The organism is Dactylosporangium sp. CA-139114 (assembly GCF_050955725.1).
GTDB lineage: Bacteria > Actinomycetota > Actinomycetes > Mycobacteriales > Micromonosporaceae > Dactylosporangium.
The window spans coordinates 3,798,856-3,816,156 of sequence record NZ_CP192080.1 but is presented as its reverse complement, the minus strand read 5'-3'; the positions used below and the strand labels follow the sequence as shown (position 1 = coordinate 3,816,156).

Here is a 17,301-nt window from a genome sequence, read left to right as displayed (position 1 = left end):
CGACGTACAGGTACATCGTATAGGGGGAGAGCGCATCACCATGAGCAATCGCTGGCTGGCCCTGGTCGCCGTGGCCCTGGGCACCTTCATAACCTACCTGGACAACAACGTCGTCAACGTGGCGCTCCCGTCGATCCAGCGCGACCTGCACCTGAGCATCTCGGGGCTGGAGTGGATCGCGAGCGCGTACATCCTGGTCTTCGCCGGCCTGCTGCTGGTCGGCGGCCGCGTCGCCGACGTGTTCGGCATGCGCGGCATGTTCTTCACCGGCCTGGCCGTCTTCACGGCCGCCTCGGTCGCCGCGGGCCTGGCCGGCAGCCAGGAAATCCTGATCGGATCCCGGGCCCTGCAGGGCGTCGGCGCGGCCCTGCTGACCCCGACGGCCCTGGCCCTGCTCACCGAGCTGTTCCCGGACCCCAGGGAGCGCGGGGCCGCGGTCGGCATCTGGGGCGGCGTGGGCGCCCTCGCCCTCGCGATCGGGCCGCTGACCGGCGGGTACCTCAGCCAGCACGCCTCCTGGGGCTGGATCTTCCTCATCAACGCCCCGATCGGCGTGGCCACCGCCGTGCTCGGCGCGCTGACGCTGCCCGCGGGCCGGCGCAGCAGCAACCGCAGCCTCGACCTGCCCGGCCTGGCCACGAGCGCCCTGGCCCTGTTCGCGCTGACCTATGCGCTCATCGAGGGCGAGTCGAAGGGCTGGGCCTCGGGCACCATCCTCGGCGCGTTCGCGCTGGCCGCGTTCGCCGCGATCGGGTTCGTCGTGATCGAGCTGCGCACCGAGCACCCGATGGTCGATCTCAAGTTCTTTCGGATGCGGGTCTTCAGCGGCGGCCTCGCCACCATGGGCCTCTGGGCGTTCGGCGTCTTCGGCATCTACTTCTTCACCGCGATCTTCCTCCAGAACGTCCTCGGGTTCTCCCCGACCGAGGCCGGCTCGGCGTTCGTCCCCATGGCGATCGTCATGGCGGTCATGGCCACCGTCGCGCCCCGGCTGGAGGCGCGCTTCGGCGCCGGGCCCACGGTCGCGGCCGGCATGGCGCTGATGGCGGCCGGGGTCGGCGCGCTCGCGACCGTCGGTGAGGGCGCCGGGTACACCGACCTGCTCCCCTGGTTCGTGGTGTTCGGCCTCGGCGGCGGCCTGCTGGTCCCGCTCAACAACGTGATCCTCGGCGTGCTGCCGCCGGGCCGGGCCGGGATCGCCTCGGGCATGCTCAACGTGTCGCGCGAGGTCTTCGGCCTGCTCGGCATCACGATCCTCGGCGCGATCCTGGCCAACCGGCAGGGCGCGGCGAGCGGCGAGCCGCTGCACCGGTTCCTGGCCGGCTACCAGTTCTCGCTGGTCGTGGCCGCCTCGCTGGTCGCCGTCGGGGTGCCGATCGCGCTGGTGATGCTGCGGCGCGTCACGACTGCGCCGACGCCGGCGGTCGTGGCCCCGGGGCCTGAGCTCCAGCCCGTGTGAGCGAGGCCGGAGGGGCATCCAGGGCGCAGTGCCGCCAGGGCTGCTCCTCCGGCGGCTTCGGTTCGGCCCGCGGGTTGCGGATGCTCACCGCGGCCAGGCCGCCGGCGAACACGCACAGCGCCGCGCAGATCAGCACGGCCCGGTGGAAGCCCGCGGACAGCAGGCCGGGCGAGGCGTAGGCGGCCGCGGTGATGCCCGCGGCGGCCGGGAGCACCGCGACGGCGATGAGGCCGGCCGCCCGGGCGACGTCGTTGTTCACCGCCGAGGCCATCCCGGCGTGCGTCGCCGGCGCCGAGGACAGCGCCGTGGAGGTCAGCGGGGCGACGGTGATGGACAGACCCAGACCCAGCACCAGGACCGCCGGCAGCACCTCGGTCAGGTAGGAGCCCCCGGCGTCGATGCGGGCGTAGAGCGCCATGCCGGCCCCGGCGACGACCGGCCCGAGGCTCATCTGCAGCCGCGGCCCGATCCGCGCGGCGAGGGCGCCCGAGCGCGAGGACAGCAGCAGCATCACGACCGTCAGCGGCAGCAGGGAGACGCCGGCCTCCAGCGGGGAGTAGCCGGCGACCTGCTGCAGCTGGATCGGCAGCAGGAACAGGGCGCCGCCGAGCGCGCCGTAGAGGATGAACGTGACCACGTTGGTCGCGGTGAACTGGGCGGAGCCGAACAGCCCGAGCGGCAGCATCGGGTGCTCGAGCCGGGCCTGGCGCCAGAGGAACCCGGCCACGAGCAGGGCCCCGGCGACCAGGGCGGCGAGGACGGGCGCGCTGGTCCAGCCGAGGGCCTGGCCCTCGATGAGCCCGTAGGTGACGCCGATGAGCCCGGCGGTGATCAGCGCCCCGGAGACCAGGTCGACCCGGCCGCTCGCCTCCTCGTCGCGGGACTCGGGGACGTGGCGCCAGGTGAGGTACACCACCGCCGCCGCGATCGGCACGTTGATGGCGAAGATGAGCCGCCACGACGAGGAGCCGAGCCCGACGAGCCAGCCGCCGAGGAAGGGCCCGATCGCCGTGGCCACGCCGCCGAGCCCCGACCACGCGCCGATCGCCCGGCTGCGGTCCTCGGGCCGGAACGACGCCTGCAGGATCGCGAGGCTGCCCGGGGTGAGCAGGGCCGCGCCGACGCCCTGCAGCGCCCGGGCGGCGACGAGCGTCCACCCGTCCGGCGCGATCCCGCAGAGCACGGACGCGGCCGCGAACCACACCACGCCGAAGGTGAAGACCCGCCGCCGGCCGTACCGGTCGCCGAGCGCGCCCGCGAGCAGCAGCAGCCCGGCCAGGGTCAGCGTGTAGGCGGTCACGACCCACTGCAGCACCTGCAGGCCGGTGTCGAAGGAGCGCCCGATCGCGGGCAGGGCGATGCCGACGACGGTCGCGTCGATGGAGGCGATGCCGGAGCCGAGGATCGTGGCGGTGAGCACCCAGCGGCCGGTGGCACTACCGAAGGAGAGGCGCTCGTCCGCGGTGGTGGTCATGCGCCCAACCTAGACCGTCCCGCCCGGTGCGGTCTTGCCACCACGGACGCCGGGATTCCTGGCGGGAGCGACGGTCCGCAGGTGACGCGGCCCGAGCCATGGATCAACGCCTGAGGCCCTTGACCCTGACCTTGAACGACATCGCGGGCCCGGGGGTCGGGGCGGTCTTCGTCGCCAGGGTGTAGTCCGGCGACTCGAGCTCCAGGTCGAGGCGGTGGAACAGCCGTGCCATCGACAGGGCCATCTGGACGTCGGCGAAGCTCTTGCCGAGGCAGGTGTGGGGCCCGCGGCCGTACGGCGAGTACGCCCCCGGCCGCAGGTGCTCGGCCCGTGGCTTGCCGTAGCGGGTGATGTCGAACGTGAGCGGATCCCGGAAGTACTCCTCCATGAAGTGCGGGACGGTGGTGCCGATGTAGACCGTCTCGCCCTCCCGCACGGTGTGCCCGGCGAAGGAGAAGTCGCGGGTCGCGGTGCGGATCAGGGTGACCGCGACCGGGTACAACCGCATGGTCTCCATGAGCGCGTACCGCGTCGCGGGCAGCCGCCGCACGTCCTCGTCGGCGATCGGGCCGCCCGCGAACAGGGCGTCGGCCTCGGCCTGGATGCGCGCGAGGACCTCCGGGTGCTTGAGCACCGCGTAGACGAACGCCGCCGTCGTGTTGGCCACGGTGTCCAGCCCGGCCACGTAGGGGCCGGTGAGCGTGAGCACCAGGTCCTCGGCCGGCACCAGGTGGGGCCGGTTCAGGTGGGCGTCCATGAGGTCCTCGACGAGGTTGCGCTCGCCCTCGGGGGTCTGGCCGTGGCGCGCCTTGAGCTCGGCCGCCATTCGCTCGCCGAGCTCGAAGACCCGCGCCTTGGCCTTGCGGTACTTCGGGTTGCGCAGCAGGATGCGCGGGCGCTGGCGGGTGACCAGGACGTTGAGCACGTAGAGCGTCAGCAGCCGGATGTCGGGCACGTACTCGCGCGGCGCGGCCCCGGTGAGCAGCTCGCCGAGCTGTTCGGTGACGAGGTACTGCATGCCCTGCACGACGGGCACGGTCGTGCCCGGGCGCCAGTCGCGCTCGAGCACCCGGTCGGTGATGTCGAGCAGCTCGGGGCCGCGGCCCTTGATGGCGTCGCGGGAGTAGCCCCGGCGCATGAGCTCGCGCAGCTCCTTGTGGCTCTCCCCGTCCTCGCCGGTGATGGTCCGGGTGGCGCCGTACTCGTCGATCATCCCCTGCCAGAACTCCCGGGAGCGCAGGCACTCGCGGCCCTCGCGGGAGTTCATGAACTCGGCGGCCTCGGCGCCGGCGAGGACGGTGCAGGACCTGCCGAGCAGCTTCATCCGGAAGACCGGGCCGTGCTCGCGGTACGCCTTCACGAGGAAGGCCGCGGGGTCCTTGCCCATCTCGAGGGCGCTGCCGAGAATGGGCAGGCCCTTCACCGTCGGCGTCGGCTTGACCGGCGCCTCCTCCGTGATCGTCATTCGATCGAGGTTATCGAATGGGACTGCGCTTCGATGCCCTCCGCGTTACTGATTCGTGACGAACGGCTACCTGTTATGGTCGGCCTGCGGGCCGAGAGGCGCTGCGACGGGTGCCCCGCATCCGCCACGCTCGGACCGCCCCGCGGACACGAAGGGCGCCTCCGACGCGGAGGGCACATCCCCATGCGCGACCTCACCGAGTTCGTGGCCGGCCTGCCCAAGGTCGAGCTCCACGTGCACCACGTCGGCTCCGCCGCCCCGGCGACGGTGGCCCGGCTGGCCGAGCGCCACGCCGGCAGCACCCCCGTCCCCGCCGACGCGCAGCTGCTGGCCGAATACTTCACGTTCACCGACTTCGCCCACTTCATCGAGATCTACCTGTCGGTCGTCGATCTCATCCGCGACGCCGAGGACGTGGCGACGCTGACGTACGACATCGGCGTGAACCTGGCCGCGCAGAACGTCCGCTACGCCGAGCTGACCCTGACGCCGTACTCCTCGATCGCCCGCGGCATCCCGGCCGAGGCGTACTGCGAGGCGGTCGAGGACGCCCGGGCCCGCGTGGCCCGCGACCACGGCACGCAGCTGCGCTGGTGCTTCGACATCCCGGGCGAGGCCGGCATCCCCTCGGCCGACGTGACCCTGGAGACGGCGCTCAAGCACCGCCCGGACGGCCTGGTCAGCTTCGGCCTCGGCGGACCCGAGCGCGGCGTGCCCCGCGAGTGGTTCGCGCCGCACTTCGCCCAGGCCCGCGCGGCCGGCCTGCGCAGCGTCCCGCACGCCGGCGAGTCGACGGGCCCCGAGACGATCTGGGACGCCCTGCGCCACCTCGACGCCGAGCGCATCGGCCACGGCATCGCCGCCGCGTCGGACCCCGCGCTCATGGCGTACCTGCGGGACAACGACATCCCGCTGGAGGTCTGCCCGACGTCGAACGCGTGCACCCGCTCGGTGCCGTCCCTCGCCGAGCACCCGCTGCCGGCGCTGGTGGCGGCCGGCGTGCCGGTGACCATCAACTCCGACGACCCGCCGATGTTCTCGACCTCGCTCAACCAGGAGTACCTCGTCGCGGCCACCCTGCTGGGGCTGGACGCCGACGGTGTCGCCGACCTGGCTCGGCAGGGGGTGCGGTACTCGTTCCTCGACGACACGCGCAAGGCCGCCCTGATCGCGGAGATCGACGCCTACACCGAGGCGTTCCAGCGGTAGGCGCGCACCGCCCGGGCCGTCACCCGTGGCGGCCCGGGCGGGTCAGGGCTTGCAGGCGGCGCAGGTGCCGAAGATCTCCAGCGTGTGGCTCACGTCGGTGAAGCCGTGCTCCTCGCCGACGCGGTCCGCCCAGCGCTCCACCGCCGGGCCGAGCACCTCCACCGTGCGGCCGCAGCCGCGGCAGACGAGGTGATGATGGTGGCGGTCACTGCACCGGCGGTAACGCGTGTCACTGCCCGGCACCTGCATCACATCGATCTCGTTGGTCTCGGCGAGCAGCTGCAGGGTGCGGTAGACGGTGGTGAGGCCCACGTTCGCGCCGCGCTCGCGCAGCATCACGTGCAGCTCCTGGGCGCTGTAGAAGCCGTCGACGTCGCCGAGCAGCGTCATCACGGCGTCGCGCTGCTTCGTGTTGCGGCGGACCGGGTGCGCGTCCAAGTCGTGGGCATGGTCGTTCACCCGTAGAGCTTAGCGTAGCCTTAGTGGGTTGAACCTCCCCCGGTTCGGGCGTCCGTCCTGCGTTGCGCCACCGGCGTAAGCAGGGGATCTCGATCGCGGTCCGCAACACGGCCCGCGTAGGCTGACGCCGAAACCAAACACTTGTACGTGTCATTCGCACACGGTGGGGGGAGCAAGGACGTGGCTCAACCGGAAGCAGCCGCAGCCTCGGGTGGAGGCGCGGCGGCAGCGCCTGACAAACTCGACGCCGCCGTATTCAAGATCGCGGGCGTGGTCGTGCTCGGCGCGATCATGTCGATCCTCGACGTGACGGTCGTCAGCGTGGCGATCCCGACGTTCATGGACAAGTTCGACGCCACCTACGCGCGCGTCGCCTGGACGATGACCGGTTACACCCTGGCTCTCGCCACCGTGATCCCGCTGTCCGGCTGGGCCGCGGACCGGTTCGGCACCAAACGGCTCTACATGCTGGCGCTGTTCCTGTTCACGGTCGGCTCCGGGCTGTGCGCCACGGCCGGCTCGATCGACCAGCTGATCGGCTACCGCGTGTTGCAGGGCCTCGGCGGCGGCATGCTGATGCCGATCGGCATGACGATCATGACGCGCGCGGCCGGCCCGCAGCGCATCGGCCGGCTCATGGCCGTGCTCGGCATCCCGATGCTGCTCGGCCCGATCGGCGGCCCGATCCTCGGCGGCTGGCTCATCGACGTGGCGAGCTGGCACTGGATCTTCCTGATCAACCTGCCGATCGGTGTCATCGCGCTCATCTACGCCCAGTTCGCGCTGCCGAAGGACAACACCGAGCCGTCGGAGACCTTCGACTTCCTCGGCATGCTGATGCTCTCCCCCGGCCTGGCGCTGTTCCTGTTCGGCGTCTCCTCGCTGCCGGAGACCGGGACGATGAGCGCGACGAAGGTCTGGCTGCCGATGCTCATCGGCGGCCTGCTGGTGATCGGGTTCGTCCTCTACTCGTTCAAGCCCAAGCACCCGCTGCTGGACCTGCGGCTGTTCCGCAACCGGAACCTGTCGGTCGCGTCGCTCTCGCTGTTCGTCTTCATCATCGCGTTCATGGGTGCCGGCCTGCTCTTCCCGAGCTACTGGCTGCAGGTGCGCGGCGAGTCGACGCTGGACGCGGGCCTGCTCATGGCCCCGCAGGGCATCGGCGCGATGCTGACCATGCCGATCGCCGGCATGCTCGCCGACCGGATTCCGGTCGGGCGGACGGTGCCGTTCGCGATGGCCCTCATCGCGATCGGGTTCTTCTCGTTCACCCAGGTCGGCCCGGACACGTCGTTCCTGCTGCTGGAGGGCTCGCTGTTCGTGATGGGCCTGGGCATGGGCGGCACGATGATGCCGATCATGACCTCCGCCCTCAAGACGCTGACCGGCCACGAAGTCGCCCGCGGCTCGACGCTGGTGAACATCCTGCAGCAGATCGGCGGCTCGGTCGGCGGCGCGATCATGTCGGTGATCCTCACCAGCAAGACCGGCGACGCCCCGGCGGTCCCCGGCGCGACCAACCCGCAGACCGGCGCGCCGCTGAAGATCACCGACCTGGCGGTCGCCTCGCACCACGACCCGGCGCTGGCCGAGAAGCTCGGCCCGGCCGGCCCGGGCCTGATCGACCAGGGCCTGCACTACCTCGCGGACTCGTTCGCCTCGACGTACTGGGTGGCCTTCATCCTCGTGCTGGGCACGTTCATCCCGATCGCCTTCCTGCCGCGCAAGAAGGAGGTCTCGCACCTGCTGGACGACCAGCCCGCGGGTGCGCCGGCGGTGATGATCCACTAGGCGGCGACGCCACGACCAAGCGCTGTGAGGCCCCGCGGCCTCACAGCGCTTTTGCGTAGTACACCCGGTGCCAGCCGGCCTCGGTCGCGCGGTGGGTCTCGCGGTAGCCGTGGCGCGGGTAGTAGGCGAGGTTCTCGTGCATCGCGGCGTTGGTGTAGAGCCGGATCTCGGGCACGCCGAGCGCGCGGGCGCGCTCGTCGGCGAAGCGCAGCAGGGCCGCGCCGACCCCGCGGCCCTGCGCCGCCGGGTGCACGGCGACCGTGTCGAGCAGCAGGTGATCCGGCGCCGGCACGAGCACCAGGACACCCACGGGGTCCGGGTCGGCCCCGAGCCAGACGCGCCCGGCCGCGATGAGCGCCGGGTAGTCGGCCGTCATCGGGGCCGGCGGGCGGCCGATCCGCGGGACGTAGACCGCGAACGCGGCCGCCACGACGGCCCCGGCGATCGCCGCGTCGGCCGCCGTCGCACGGACGACCGCCGTCATGCCGCCGGGACCTCGGCGACGGAGGCGAAGACCGCCCTGCCCCCGGCCCGGGACCGCGCGACCATCTCGTCCGCGCCCGCCGAGGGGCCGCCGATGCGCAGCACGCAGCGGCAGGAGCCGGCCACGAGCATCATCATGCGGGAACTCCTTCGATCAGCGCGCGGCCGCGGCCCGCCCGGGCCGCGACTTTGGCCGCGGCCGAATCTGTCACATCTCACAAGCCGGCGCCGGGCTACCGCCCAAGGCTAACGGCGGGCGGCGAGCGCGGACGGCTGGACCGGCGGCGCGTCCGGGATCCTCCGCCCCCGGCGCAGGATGGCGTACGCGAGCAGGCCGAGCGGGATGATGATCCAGCAGGAGAGCAGGCGGTACACGAGCATCGCGGCCGCCGCGGGCCCGTGCCCGGCGCCGGCGGAGACGAGCCCGGCCAGCAGCGCGACCTCGACCACGCCGATGCCGCCCGGGCTCAGCGGCACCTGGCGGACGAGCTGCACCGTGAGGTACACCGTCGCCAGCCGCACCAGGCTCACGTCGATGTCGAACGCGGCGGCGGTCGCGGCCAGGCAGGCGAAGTCGAGGCCCCAGTTGACGGTCGCGTGGACCAGGGACAGCACCCAGGAGCGGCGCGGCAACCGGCGCAGGTCGTCCCAGGTGCGCCGCACCGAGGCCTTCGAGCGGGCCACCCAGCCCCCGGCGCGCACCGGCTCCTCGTCGTCGTCGAGCACCGGCGGCGGCACCGGGCGGCGCGGCGAGAGCAGGAAATCGAGCCCGAACACGAGACCGGCGACGACCAGCATCGCGATGACGAGCACGAGCGTGTCGGTGTTGCCGGTGGCGCCGCCGCGCGGGATGAGCACGACCGCGCCGTACATGACGACGAGCGCCACCCCGGACAGCACGCCGGAGAGCACCGCGACCGCGCCGGCCGTGCGCCGGGTGGCGCCCGCCGTGCGGAACTGCCGGAACGCGAAGCCGGCCGACACCGCCGAGCCGGCGGGCAGGCTGAACGAGATCGCCGAGCGGGTGAAGGTGACGGCGATGGCCCGCGGCACCGACATCCGCACCCCGAACCCGGCGAGCAGCCGCCGCTGCTGCAGGGCGAAGTGCCGCAGCGAGGTCATCTCCGCGGCGGCGGCGAGGACCAGCCACCAGGGCCGGGCGGAGCCCAGCACGCCGAGGGTCTGGCCGAAGTCGGGCAGGTTCTTGCGCAGGGTGAACCCCGCCACCGCGAGCACCAGCAGCAGGCCGGTGACGCGCAGCACGGTCCTGCGGCGCTTGCCCACGCAATCACGATCCCACCGCCGGGTAGCGAAACGGCGAAGATCCTCAGCTCGATCTCAGTTGCGCGCATCACGTCGCGGACGCGGACGCCCCGGCGCGAGGCGAGTGGCACGCCAACGCCGGCCAGGCGCCTCAGCGCACAGCGACGATCACGAACAGCGCCGCGTAGAGCAGCGCGAACAGCACCGGCACCCACTGCTCGAGGCTGGTCACCGACCAGTAGCGCCGCTTGTCGCGCCCGGCCCCCAGAGCGTTCCACTCCGCCCGCCAGTACGGCGAAGCCGGGAGCCGTTCTTCCAGAGCCCCGATCACCCGGAACTTCGCCGAGCTGAGCTGCCGGTACGACCTGATGAGCCAGAACCACGCCACGCACTGGCCGACCAGCACGATGCAGGGGATGACCAGCAGTCCCGCGCCCCGGCTCCACAGCTGCGGCACCAGCGTGCCGGCGGCGGTCAGGGTGGCGGTGTTGACGGTGAGCAGGAACGTGTTGGTCAGCCCGCGGCGGGCCGAGAGCCGATCGGCCATCTCGACATAGATCCGGTACTGCTCGAGGACGGCCGCCTGGTACTTCTCCCCGGCGCCCGCGTAGGCGTCGCTGTCGACGGCGGTCCAGAGATCCTCGCGGATCTCGTCGATGGCGGCACTCGTCCGACGGAACCCGCCGAGAAACCGATCGATGGCGCTCATGCCCACCAGTCTCGCGAATTCACGCCACTCCTCACCCGATATCGCTCCGGCACGGCATCACTGCGGGTATAACAGGCGCGTTAACCAGGGCAAGGAAATCGGACATAGCCGCACCAACCCACACTTCTCACATCTGGTGGTCGACTGCCGATCCCAGTAACGTATCCACCAATCGTAGACGCCCCGGGAGGGCCCGAGTGTCCGACGAACGAGCCACACACTGCACGGTCAAGGCTCGTGACCGCCGCGCTATCGCGGTAGAGATCTCCGGCGACCCGGACGGCGTTCCAGTCTTCCTGCTGCACGGCATGCCCGGCAGCCGGGTCGGGCCGAGGCCCCGCGGCAGCGTCCTCTACCGACTGGGCATCCAGCTGATCTGCTACGACCGGCCCGGCTACGGGGGGTCCGACCGCAACGAGAAGCGGACCGTGGCGTCGGCCGTCGAGGACGTCGAGGACATCGCCGCCGATCTGGAGCTCGACCGGTTCTCGATCGTCGGGCGTAGTGGGGGCGGTCCGCACGCGCTCGCCTGCGCCGCGCGGCTGCCCGACCGGGTGACCAGCGCCGCCGTCCTGGTCGGCGTCGCGCCTGCCAACGCGCCGGATCTGGACTGGTACGCCGGCATGACCGACGCCAATGTCCGCGAATACTCCACCGTCGGCGCCGACTGGCTCAAGCTCGTCGAACGCGTCCGGTTGCAGGCCGACCGCATCCGCCGCGACCCGGTGAGTCTCGTCAAGTCGCTCCAGCAGCAGATGACCGACCCGGACCTGCGCGTCGTCGACGACGTCGCCATCCAGCGCCTGCTCGCTGACACCTACGCGGAGGCGCTCCGTCCGGGGCCGTACGGTTGGATCGACGACCTTCACGCGCTGCGGTCCGACTGGGGCTTCGACCTGGCCGCCGTGCATCAGCCGGTGCTGCTGTGGCACGGCGCCGAGGACAACTTCACGCCGGTGAGTCACGCGCGCTGGCTCGCCCGGAAGATCCCCAACGCCGAGATCCGAGTCGAGACCGAGACCGCCCACTTCGGCGCGGTGGAGGTCCTTCCCGAGATCCTGCGCTGGCTGATGACGTCGGCGCTGGTCGGCCCCGGGCGGCCCAGAGGCTGATCCGCCCCGGGCCGATCCGGCTAGAACGGGTGCGGGTCCAGCACCCGATGCAGATGGCGGCGCTGGTGCAGCGCGACGACCGCCGGATGGCTGTCGCCGAGCGCCTGCCCCAGACGATCGAGGACGTCCGCGAGGACCGCCTCGTCTCCGATACCGAGGGTGCGGCGGATCAGCGCCAGGTTCGCCTCGCAGCGCAACGTGTCCGGGTGATCCGGCCCGGCCACCCGCCTCTGCCGCTCGAAGACCTGGGCGATCAGGTCGAGCGCGGCGTTCGGGTCGTCTCGCTCGGCCTTGGCCACGGCGAGGTTGAGGCGCGCGGCCAGCGTGTACGGGTGGTCGGCGCCCAGGACGGACTCCATCGCGGTCGACGCCCGGAAGGCGAATCGCTCCGCCACGTCGAAGTCTTCGCGGGCCCGGGCGATGGCGCCCAGATTGCTGAGGCAGGCGAGCGTGTGCGGATGGTGGCGGCCCAGGCTGACGGAGTAGGCGGCCTCGACCTCGCTCATCTCGCTGGCCGCGGTGTCGTAGGCGACCCGGCGCCGCTGCTCCGCCTCGTTGCCGCCGACGGCCAGGATGTTGCAGGCGCGACTGAGCCGCACGGCCAGCGTGTCGGGGCTGGCCGGACCGCGCAGCTCGTTGAGCTGCTCGTAGGCGTTCTCCAGCAGCGGCGCCGCCTCCGCGGCCCGCCCGGCGCTGCGCAGTGACACCGCGAGGTTCGCCTTCGCCTCGAACATTCGCACGGTGTCCGGCAGCACCTTCTCGAACTGGTTCGCGACGAACTCCAGCAGCCGGATGGAGCCCTCGTAGTCGCCGGCCTCGCGCAGGTCCCGGCCGAGGTTGCCGCCGGCCAGCAAGGTGTTCGGGTGCAGCTCGCCGAGCACCTTGCGCCGGCCCTCGTACGCGCCGGTGTCGCCCTCCCGCGCCTGACGGAAATCGCCGGCGAGCCGATAGGAGGCGGCCAGGTTGTTCAGGGCGGCGAGCGTGCGGACATTCTCGTCGCCGAACCGATCGGACCAGGTCCGGTATGTCGCCGCGTCCCGGACCAGTGCGTCGGCGTACTTCCCGAGGGCCCGGTAGTCCGCGCCCAGGCCGCCGGCGGTCATGAGCGTGTGGGGATGCGTCGGGCCCAGCAGCTCTTCCTGCTGGGCCAGCACCGCCTCGTCGAGTTGGCGTGCCTCCTCGAACAGGCCACCGGTGCGCAGGATGTTGGCCAGGTTGAAACGCAGGTGCAGCAGTTGGCGCAGCAGTGTCTTGCGCTCGGCCTCTCCGGTGGTGTGATCGAGCATCGCGGTCCAGGCGGTGTCGATGTCCCGGCCGAGCACACGTCCGTCGGTGGTGCCACCGGTGAGCCAGACGTAGCGCAGCCGATCGATCATCAACTGGCGGACGGCCTCGTCCTCGCACTGCATCGCCCCGGAGAACTCCAGGTGCGGCCAGAGCATCCGGAAACGCGGCCAGGTGTCGGGGTTGTCGACCTCGTCCTTCGCGTCACGGGGGCGCGACGCCGCGAGAATCCGGTGCACCTGGTGTTTTGCGGCGACGAGCTCCTCTTCGGTCATCCGGCTCCGGACGACGTGCTGCAGCAGCCGGTGCACCTGGATCTGCCCGCCGGCGACGTCGAGCTTGAGCAGCGCCAGCCGGTTGATCTCCTGGACCAGCACGCCGCGGTACATCGGCTCGGACATGGCCGGGTCCAGGTCGCTGACCGCGGCGGCGAGCTCGTCGCTGTACACCAGGTCGAGCGCGATCTCCGGGGCCATCACCGAGCACAGTTGCAACAGGCGGTACGCGGCCGGGGAGCGGTCCTGCAGCCGCTGCAGCGAAAGATCCCACGTGGCCGCGACCGACCGGCTGGTCGGCGGATCGGCGAGGTTCGCCGGGCCGTGCTGCTCGATCTGACGCAGATACTCGCCCACGTCGGTGCCGGTCTCGGCGATCCACGCCCCGGCCGCCGCGACGGCGATCGGCAGGTCACCGAGCAGCTCCGCGACCCGGTTGGCGTCTTCCAGCCGGATGGTCGGCACGCGCTGACGCAGGTGAGCGATGCTCTCCCGGCGCAGGAACACCTCGACCGGCATGGCGGTGGCCCGATCGGCCCACTTCGTGTTGCGCGAAGTGATCAGCACGTGGACGCGCTCAGTGGGCAGGAACGGCACCACCCGTGGCACGTCCTCCGCGTTGTCGAAGATCAGCAGGACCCTCGGGAACGGCCGGCCTCGGCCGAGCGCGGCGACCACGGCACGGGCCGTCTCGGGGATACCGCCCTGCACCGGCAGCTCCAGCCGCTCGGCGAGGTCGGCCAGCGCGGTGTCGACGAAGTTCACGGGGTCGGCCTGAATCCACCAGACCACGTCGTAGGCATTCTTGAACCGGTGCGCGTATTCGATGGCCAGCTGCGTCTTGCCGATACCGCCCATGCCTTGCAGCGCGATCGGCATGTCACCGGTCAGCAGCGCGGTGCTGCGGCGCTGCAGCAGATTGGCCCGGATCTGACGCAGGTCCGCCTCACGACCGGTGAACTTGGTGTTGCGGATCGGCACGTTGAACACCGCCGCCTCGGTGCCGGGGAACCGCACGCCGATGTCGGCCGGATCGGGCACGGGCCGGTCGGGCGGGAACCCGACCAGGCGCAGCACCCGGTCGGCGGCCTGCTGCAGCGGCTGACCGGCGAGGAAGGCTGAGCGCTCCATCGGGTAGCTCTGCAAAGGTCGGATGTCGGCTACGTAGATCGCCAGGGCGCCCCGGGTGTCGTGCCGGTCCGGCGCGGCCATGTGCACCTCGATGTCGGCGTTCGCCTGCGAGATGATGGTGAGCTGGCGAGCGAGATGGCTGGGCGGGTTCGCCGCGTCACCGTCGGCGGGGGCCGGCGCGCTCTGCGCGTCGTGGACCCGGATGCCGGCCTCTTGCAGCAGCTTCTCGACCCACTCCGCCCACACCTGGTCGAGCGGCGAGTAGCGCAGCGACACCACCTCCTCGGCGGCCACGATCTGGCGCGCGAATCGGCTCAGCGTGCGCTGACGCAGCGGCTCCTCCATCGCCGGCATGCGCTCGACCGCGCCGTCGGTGATCTGTGCGGCGAGCGCCTCGTAGGCGGCGAGCATCGTCTTGCCCGAACGCGGCCAGTCACCGAAGGCGGCGAGCGTCTCCTCGTAGTTGTAGAAGGCGCGGTACGGAACCTCGACGGCCGACCAGTAGACCTCCCGTTCCGACTTGCTCATCCCGTCCGGCAGCCCGGCGAAACGCTCCAGCGCCACCGCCCGCCCGACGTCGGCCTTCTCCTTCTCCGCCGGGTCGACCCGCATCGCCACAGGCAGCACCCGGATGGCCCGCCTGGGCCGTGTGCGGTGCACCGAGCGGGCCACCCGTGCGGCGCCGTCGATGCCCTGCTCGCTGTAGGTGAAGCAGGTGACGAGGATGTCGGGCAGCTGCTGGGTGCAGATGCCGGCCACGTCGCTGACCCCGGTACGGCTGTCGATGAGGACGTAGTCGTACTTGCGGCGCATGTCCTCGCGCATCGCGTCGAGGAACTGCCCGCCGCCGAGCCGCTCGTAGAAGTCGTCCCAGTTCATGCCGTTGAGCTCGCGGGCGTAGTCGGAGTTCTGCTGGCCCGCGGCCAGGAAGTCGATCCCGCCGTGGCCCGGGAAGTGGTCCCACTCCAGTGAGAACGCGTGCGGCTGGACCCTCGCGTACTGCCGGTACCAGCCCTCGCCGCGCGGCTCCTCACGAGTCGTCGCCCACTCGTAAGCGCGGATCATGCCGATCACGCCGGTGGCAACGTCGATCTGCTCCTGGCGGATGAACGGCTTGAAGAACCGGTGCAGGCCCGGCGAGTCGAGGTCCCAGTCGGCGACGAGGACCCGCTTGCCGTTGGACGCCAGGATCCAGGCCATGTTGGCCAGCGCCATCGTCCGGCCCGTCCCACCCTTGAACGAGTAGAACGTCACGATCTTGCCCGGCGGCTTCTCGTTCATCGCTCCTCATTCCCGGACGTGTCGTTTCCGGACGTTCCCGGCTCCGGCCGGCCGTTGAGCCTCGGGGGCTCCTGGCGCGGACCGGACGGGGGGAACACCTCACCAGTGCTCAGGTACTCCTTGCGGGTGCCGTCGACGATCGCCGGCAGGCGGTAGGCCAGTTCGTCGATGTCCTGCACCGCCGTGACCCGGCGCGCGCCGATCCGACCGAGCCTAGCGGTTACCTCCCCGTAGAGTTCCGCACCGCGCCCGGGGTGCTCCGGGTCGTGGCGGTCGATCACCACCATGAACGTGACCCAGTCGTGCAGATGCTTGACGATCGGCGCCAGGATGTCCCCGGCGCCGGCGGCGGCGAACGTCCACGGATCGACGAGCAGCAGCGTCGGGCAGGTGTCGAGCAGCCGCACGTCGTCGTCCACCGCGGAGTCGATGAGTCGCGTCGGCAGCCCTCGCCGCTCCGCGGCGTTGGCGGCGTATTCGGCCAGGGACAGCTCGCGCATCGCCGCGAACGGGCGCCACCACTGCCGGTTCGGGCCGTACGCCGCCGGCGACCGGCCCGGCGGCAGATGCTCCAGCGTCGGCGCGAGCACCCCGACGAGGAAGGGCTTCTCCGCGTCGGCGGCCGGCGGGGTGAACCGGACCTCGTCGATGGGGACGGCCGGCGACGGACGCAGCGACGACGAGCCGGCCACGGCGACGATCTGCCGGGCGAGGCGCTCGACGACGCGCCGGTACGCCGGCTGGTACACCTTCAGCATGCACAGCGCACGCAGCCCGTTCTCCTGATACTCGGGGACGCCGTGCCCGAGCGCCAGCGCCGCACCGCGCTCGGGGATGTCGTCCCACGTCGGCAGCGGCACCCACAGCACCGGCATGACGTGCCGCTGACGCTGCCCGGCCGGCAGGGCGGCGTCCAGGCGCTGCAGAAACGCCGCTCGCTCGCGCATCGGCCAGGACTTGTTGAAGTAGTTCGGCGAGTAGAGCGCGACGAACACGTCGGCCTGCGCCAGCATCTCCCCTTGCCTGGCCTTCCAGTCCGAGCCGGGCTCGGCGAGGGCGGCGAAGAACCCGACCCGGGTGCCGGGCTCGGCGCCGATGAGCCGGGCGACCTCCGCCGACAGGTCGCTGAACAGGGTCCGCACGTTGCCGTCGGTGTCGGTCTCCTCGCGGCCGGGCAAGGGCTGGGAGTGGGCGTAGCTCAGGAAGAACCAGCAGCGCCGCTGCGGTGGGGCCGGGCTCATCCGTCCTCCTCGGCGAACGTGGTGCGCAGGCCCTCGATGCCGTCTGGCACGGCCGGCTCCACGAGGTAGTTGTGGTGCAGCTGTTGGATGTGCATCGCCAGCTTCCAGACGACGGCGTCGTAGACGTCGTCGTTGCGCGTCCGGATCAGGCCGAGGATGCCGTTGTCCTCGTACGCGGCGACATCTGCCTGCGGTAGCCCGAGAGGGGTGAAACGGTTGATCTCGGCGACGGCCTTCGGCAGCGGCCGCAGCACTCGTGCCCACCGCACCAGCAGGATCGCGGTCTCCTCGCGGTCGGGCTCGCCGGTGGCGCGACGGACCACATGCCGGCGGGTGAACACATCCCATTCCCGGGGACACCATTCACTGCCGAAGAGATAATCGGTGGACAGCAGGCAGACCATGACCTGGCAGGTGCCGGCGGCCCGCAGCACCTGTCGATCCCACCGCGCGCCACCCGCCTGGGCCAGGTCGACGAATCCCGCTACCTGCCCCGAGGACGAGCCGATCAACTCGTTGACGTTGGCGGTGAGATCGTCGTAGAAGCGCTTCACGTGCCGGTACCGGTCCTGCGGTGGCTGGGCCTGATCGACGTGGTCGGGGCGCGCATGGCTGACGAAGAAGACCGGCACCCGCTGGTCGTCACCGTCCACCTGTCGCACTCC

14 protein-coding genes are annotated in these 17,301 nt (G+C 71.5%); 4 read left to right on the top strand and 10 right to left on the bottom strand.

Going from position 1 to position 17,301, the window contains the following annotated elements; genetic code table 11:
* The first annotated feature begins 40 nt into the window (after window positions 1-40).
* Window positions 41-1,459, top strand: coding sequence for a DHA2 family efflux MFS transporter permease subunit (locus tag ACQP2P_RS17340; RefSeq protein ID WP_433617267.1), 1,419 nt, complete (start codon window positions 41-43; stop codon window positions 1,457-1,459).
* On the opposite strand, the gene ACQP2P_RS17335 is transcribed toward ACQP2P_RS17340, so the two are convergent.
* Both ACQP2P_RS17335 and ACQP2P_RS17330 read right to left on the bottom strand, forming a co-directional pair.
* The gene (locus ACQP2P_RS17335; protein ID WP_433617265.1) at window positions 1,401-2,933 is read right to left on the bottom strand and encodes an MFS transporter; all 1,533 of its coding nucleotides are present in this window, start codon (window positions 2,931-2,933) and stop codon (window positions 1,401-1,403) included. The two genes, ACQP2P_RS17340 and ACQP2P_RS17335, sit on opposite strands and share 59 nt — an antisense overlap.
* Before the next feature lie 103 nt (window positions 2,934-3,036).
* Window positions 3,037-4,398, bottom strand: coding sequence for a cytochrome P450 (locus tag ACQP2P_RS17330; RefSeq protein WP_433617263.1), 1,362 nt, complete (start codon window positions 4,396-4,398; stop codon window positions 3,037-3,039).
* A 183-nt stretch (window positions 4,399-4,581) separates the two neighbouring features.
* Between ACQP2P_RS17330 and ACQP2P_RS17325 the strand changes: the two genes are divergently transcribed.
* Complete coding sequence (locus ACQP2P_RS17325; protein WP_433617261.1) at window positions 4,582-5,607, top strand: adenosine deaminase; 1,026 nt, start codon at window positions 4,582-4,584, stop codon at window positions 5,605-5,607.
* 42 nt (window positions 5,608-5,649) lie between these two features.
* Here ACQP2P_RS17325 and ACQP2P_RS17320 read toward each other — a convergent pair whose 3' ends face one another.
* The gene (locus tag ACQP2P_RS17320) at window positions 5,650-5,997 is read right to left on the bottom strand and encodes a Fur family transcriptional regulator (RefSeq protein ID WP_433619165.1); all 348 of its coding nucleotides are present in this window, start codon (window positions 5,995-5,997) and stop codon (window positions 5,650-5,652) included.
* Between the two features lie 249 nt (window positions 5,998-6,246).
* On the opposite strand from ACQP2P_RS17320, the gene ACQP2P_RS17315 reads away from it, so the two are divergent.
* Window positions 6,247-7,857 (top strand): DHA2 family efflux MFS transporter permease subunit, encoded by a 1,611-nt coding sequence (locus ACQP2P_RS17315; protein WP_433617259.1) that lies wholly within the window; start codon window positions 6,247-6,249, stop codon window positions 7,855-7,857.
* 40 nt (window positions 7,858-7,897) lie between these two features.
* Here the strand turns inward: ACQP2P_RS17315 and ACQP2P_RS17310 are convergent, their stop codons facing one another.
* From ACQP2P_RS17310 to ACQP2P_RS17295, 4 genes are all read right to left on the bottom strand, one after another.
* Window positions 7,898-8,341 carry a GNAT family N-acetyltransferase gene (locus ACQP2P_RS17310; RefSeq protein WP_433617258.1) on the bottom strand — a complete coding sequence of 148 codons (444 nt, stop codon included), beginning with the start codon at window positions 8,339-8,341 and terminating at the stop codon, window positions 7,898-7,900.
* A complete protein-coding gene (locus ACQP2P_RS17305; RefSeq protein WP_433617256.1) occupies window positions 8,338-8,478 on the bottom strand; it encodes a hypothetical protein in 141 nt (46 codons plus the stop codon). The genes ACQP2P_RS17310 and ACQP2P_RS17305 overlap by 4 nt, the downstream gene beginning before the upstream one ends.
* A 108-nt stretch (window positions 8,479-8,586) precedes the next feature.
* Window positions 8,587-9,624: a lysylphosphatidylglycerol synthase transmembrane domain-containing protein gene (locus tag ACQP2P_RS17300; protein ID WP_433617255.1), complete on the bottom strand. Its 1,038-nt coding sequence runs from the start codon at window positions 9,622-9,624 to the stop codon at window positions 8,587-8,589.
* A gap of 130 nt (window positions 9,625-9,754) precedes the next feature.
* Window positions 9,755-10,312 (bottom strand): RipA family octameric membrane protein, encoded by a 558-nt coding sequence (locus ACQP2P_RS17295; protein WP_433617253.1) that lies wholly within the window; start codon window positions 10,310-10,312, stop codon window positions 9,755-9,757.
* Between the two features lie 197 nt (window positions 10,313-10,509).
* On the opposite strand from ACQP2P_RS17295, the gene ACQP2P_RS17290 reads away from it, so the two are divergent.
* Window positions 10,510-11,424: an alpha/beta fold hydrolase gene (locus ACQP2P_RS17290; RefSeq protein ID WP_433617251.1), complete on the top strand. Its 915-nt coding sequence runs from the start codon at window positions 10,510-10,512 to the stop codon at window positions 11,422-11,424.
* A 20-nt stretch (window positions 11,425-11,444) separates the two neighbouring features.
* Here the strand turns inward: ACQP2P_RS17290 and fxsT are convergent, their stop codons facing one another.
* Genes fxsT through ACQP2P_RS17275 form a run of 3 tightly spaced genes read right to left on the bottom strand, consistent with a single transcriptional unit; the run spans window position 11,445 to window position 17,289 of the window.
* A complete protein-coding gene (gene fxsT, locus ACQP2P_RS17285) occupies window positions 11,445-15,395 on the bottom strand; it encodes an FxSxx-COOH system tetratricopeptide repeat protein (RefSeq protein ID WP_433617249.1) in 3,951 nt (1,316 codons plus the stop codon).
* The gene (locus tag ACQP2P_RS17280) at window positions 15,392-16,636 is read right to left on the bottom strand and encodes a TIR-like protein FxsC (protein ID WP_433617248.1); all 1,245 of its coding nucleotides are present in this window, start codon (window positions 16,634-16,636) and stop codon (window positions 15,392-15,394) included. Before ACQP2P_RS17280 ends, fxsT begins: the two co-directional genes overlap by 4 nt.
* Window positions 16,633-17,289, bottom strand: coding sequence for a TIR-like protein FxsC (locus ACQP2P_RS17275; RefSeq protein WP_433617246.1), 657 nt, complete (start codon window positions 17,287-17,289; stop codon window positions 16,633-16,635). Before ACQP2P_RS17275 ends, ACQP2P_RS17280 begins: the two co-directional genes overlap by 4 nt.
* Between the last annotated feature and the right edge of the window lie 12 nt (window positions 17,290-17,301).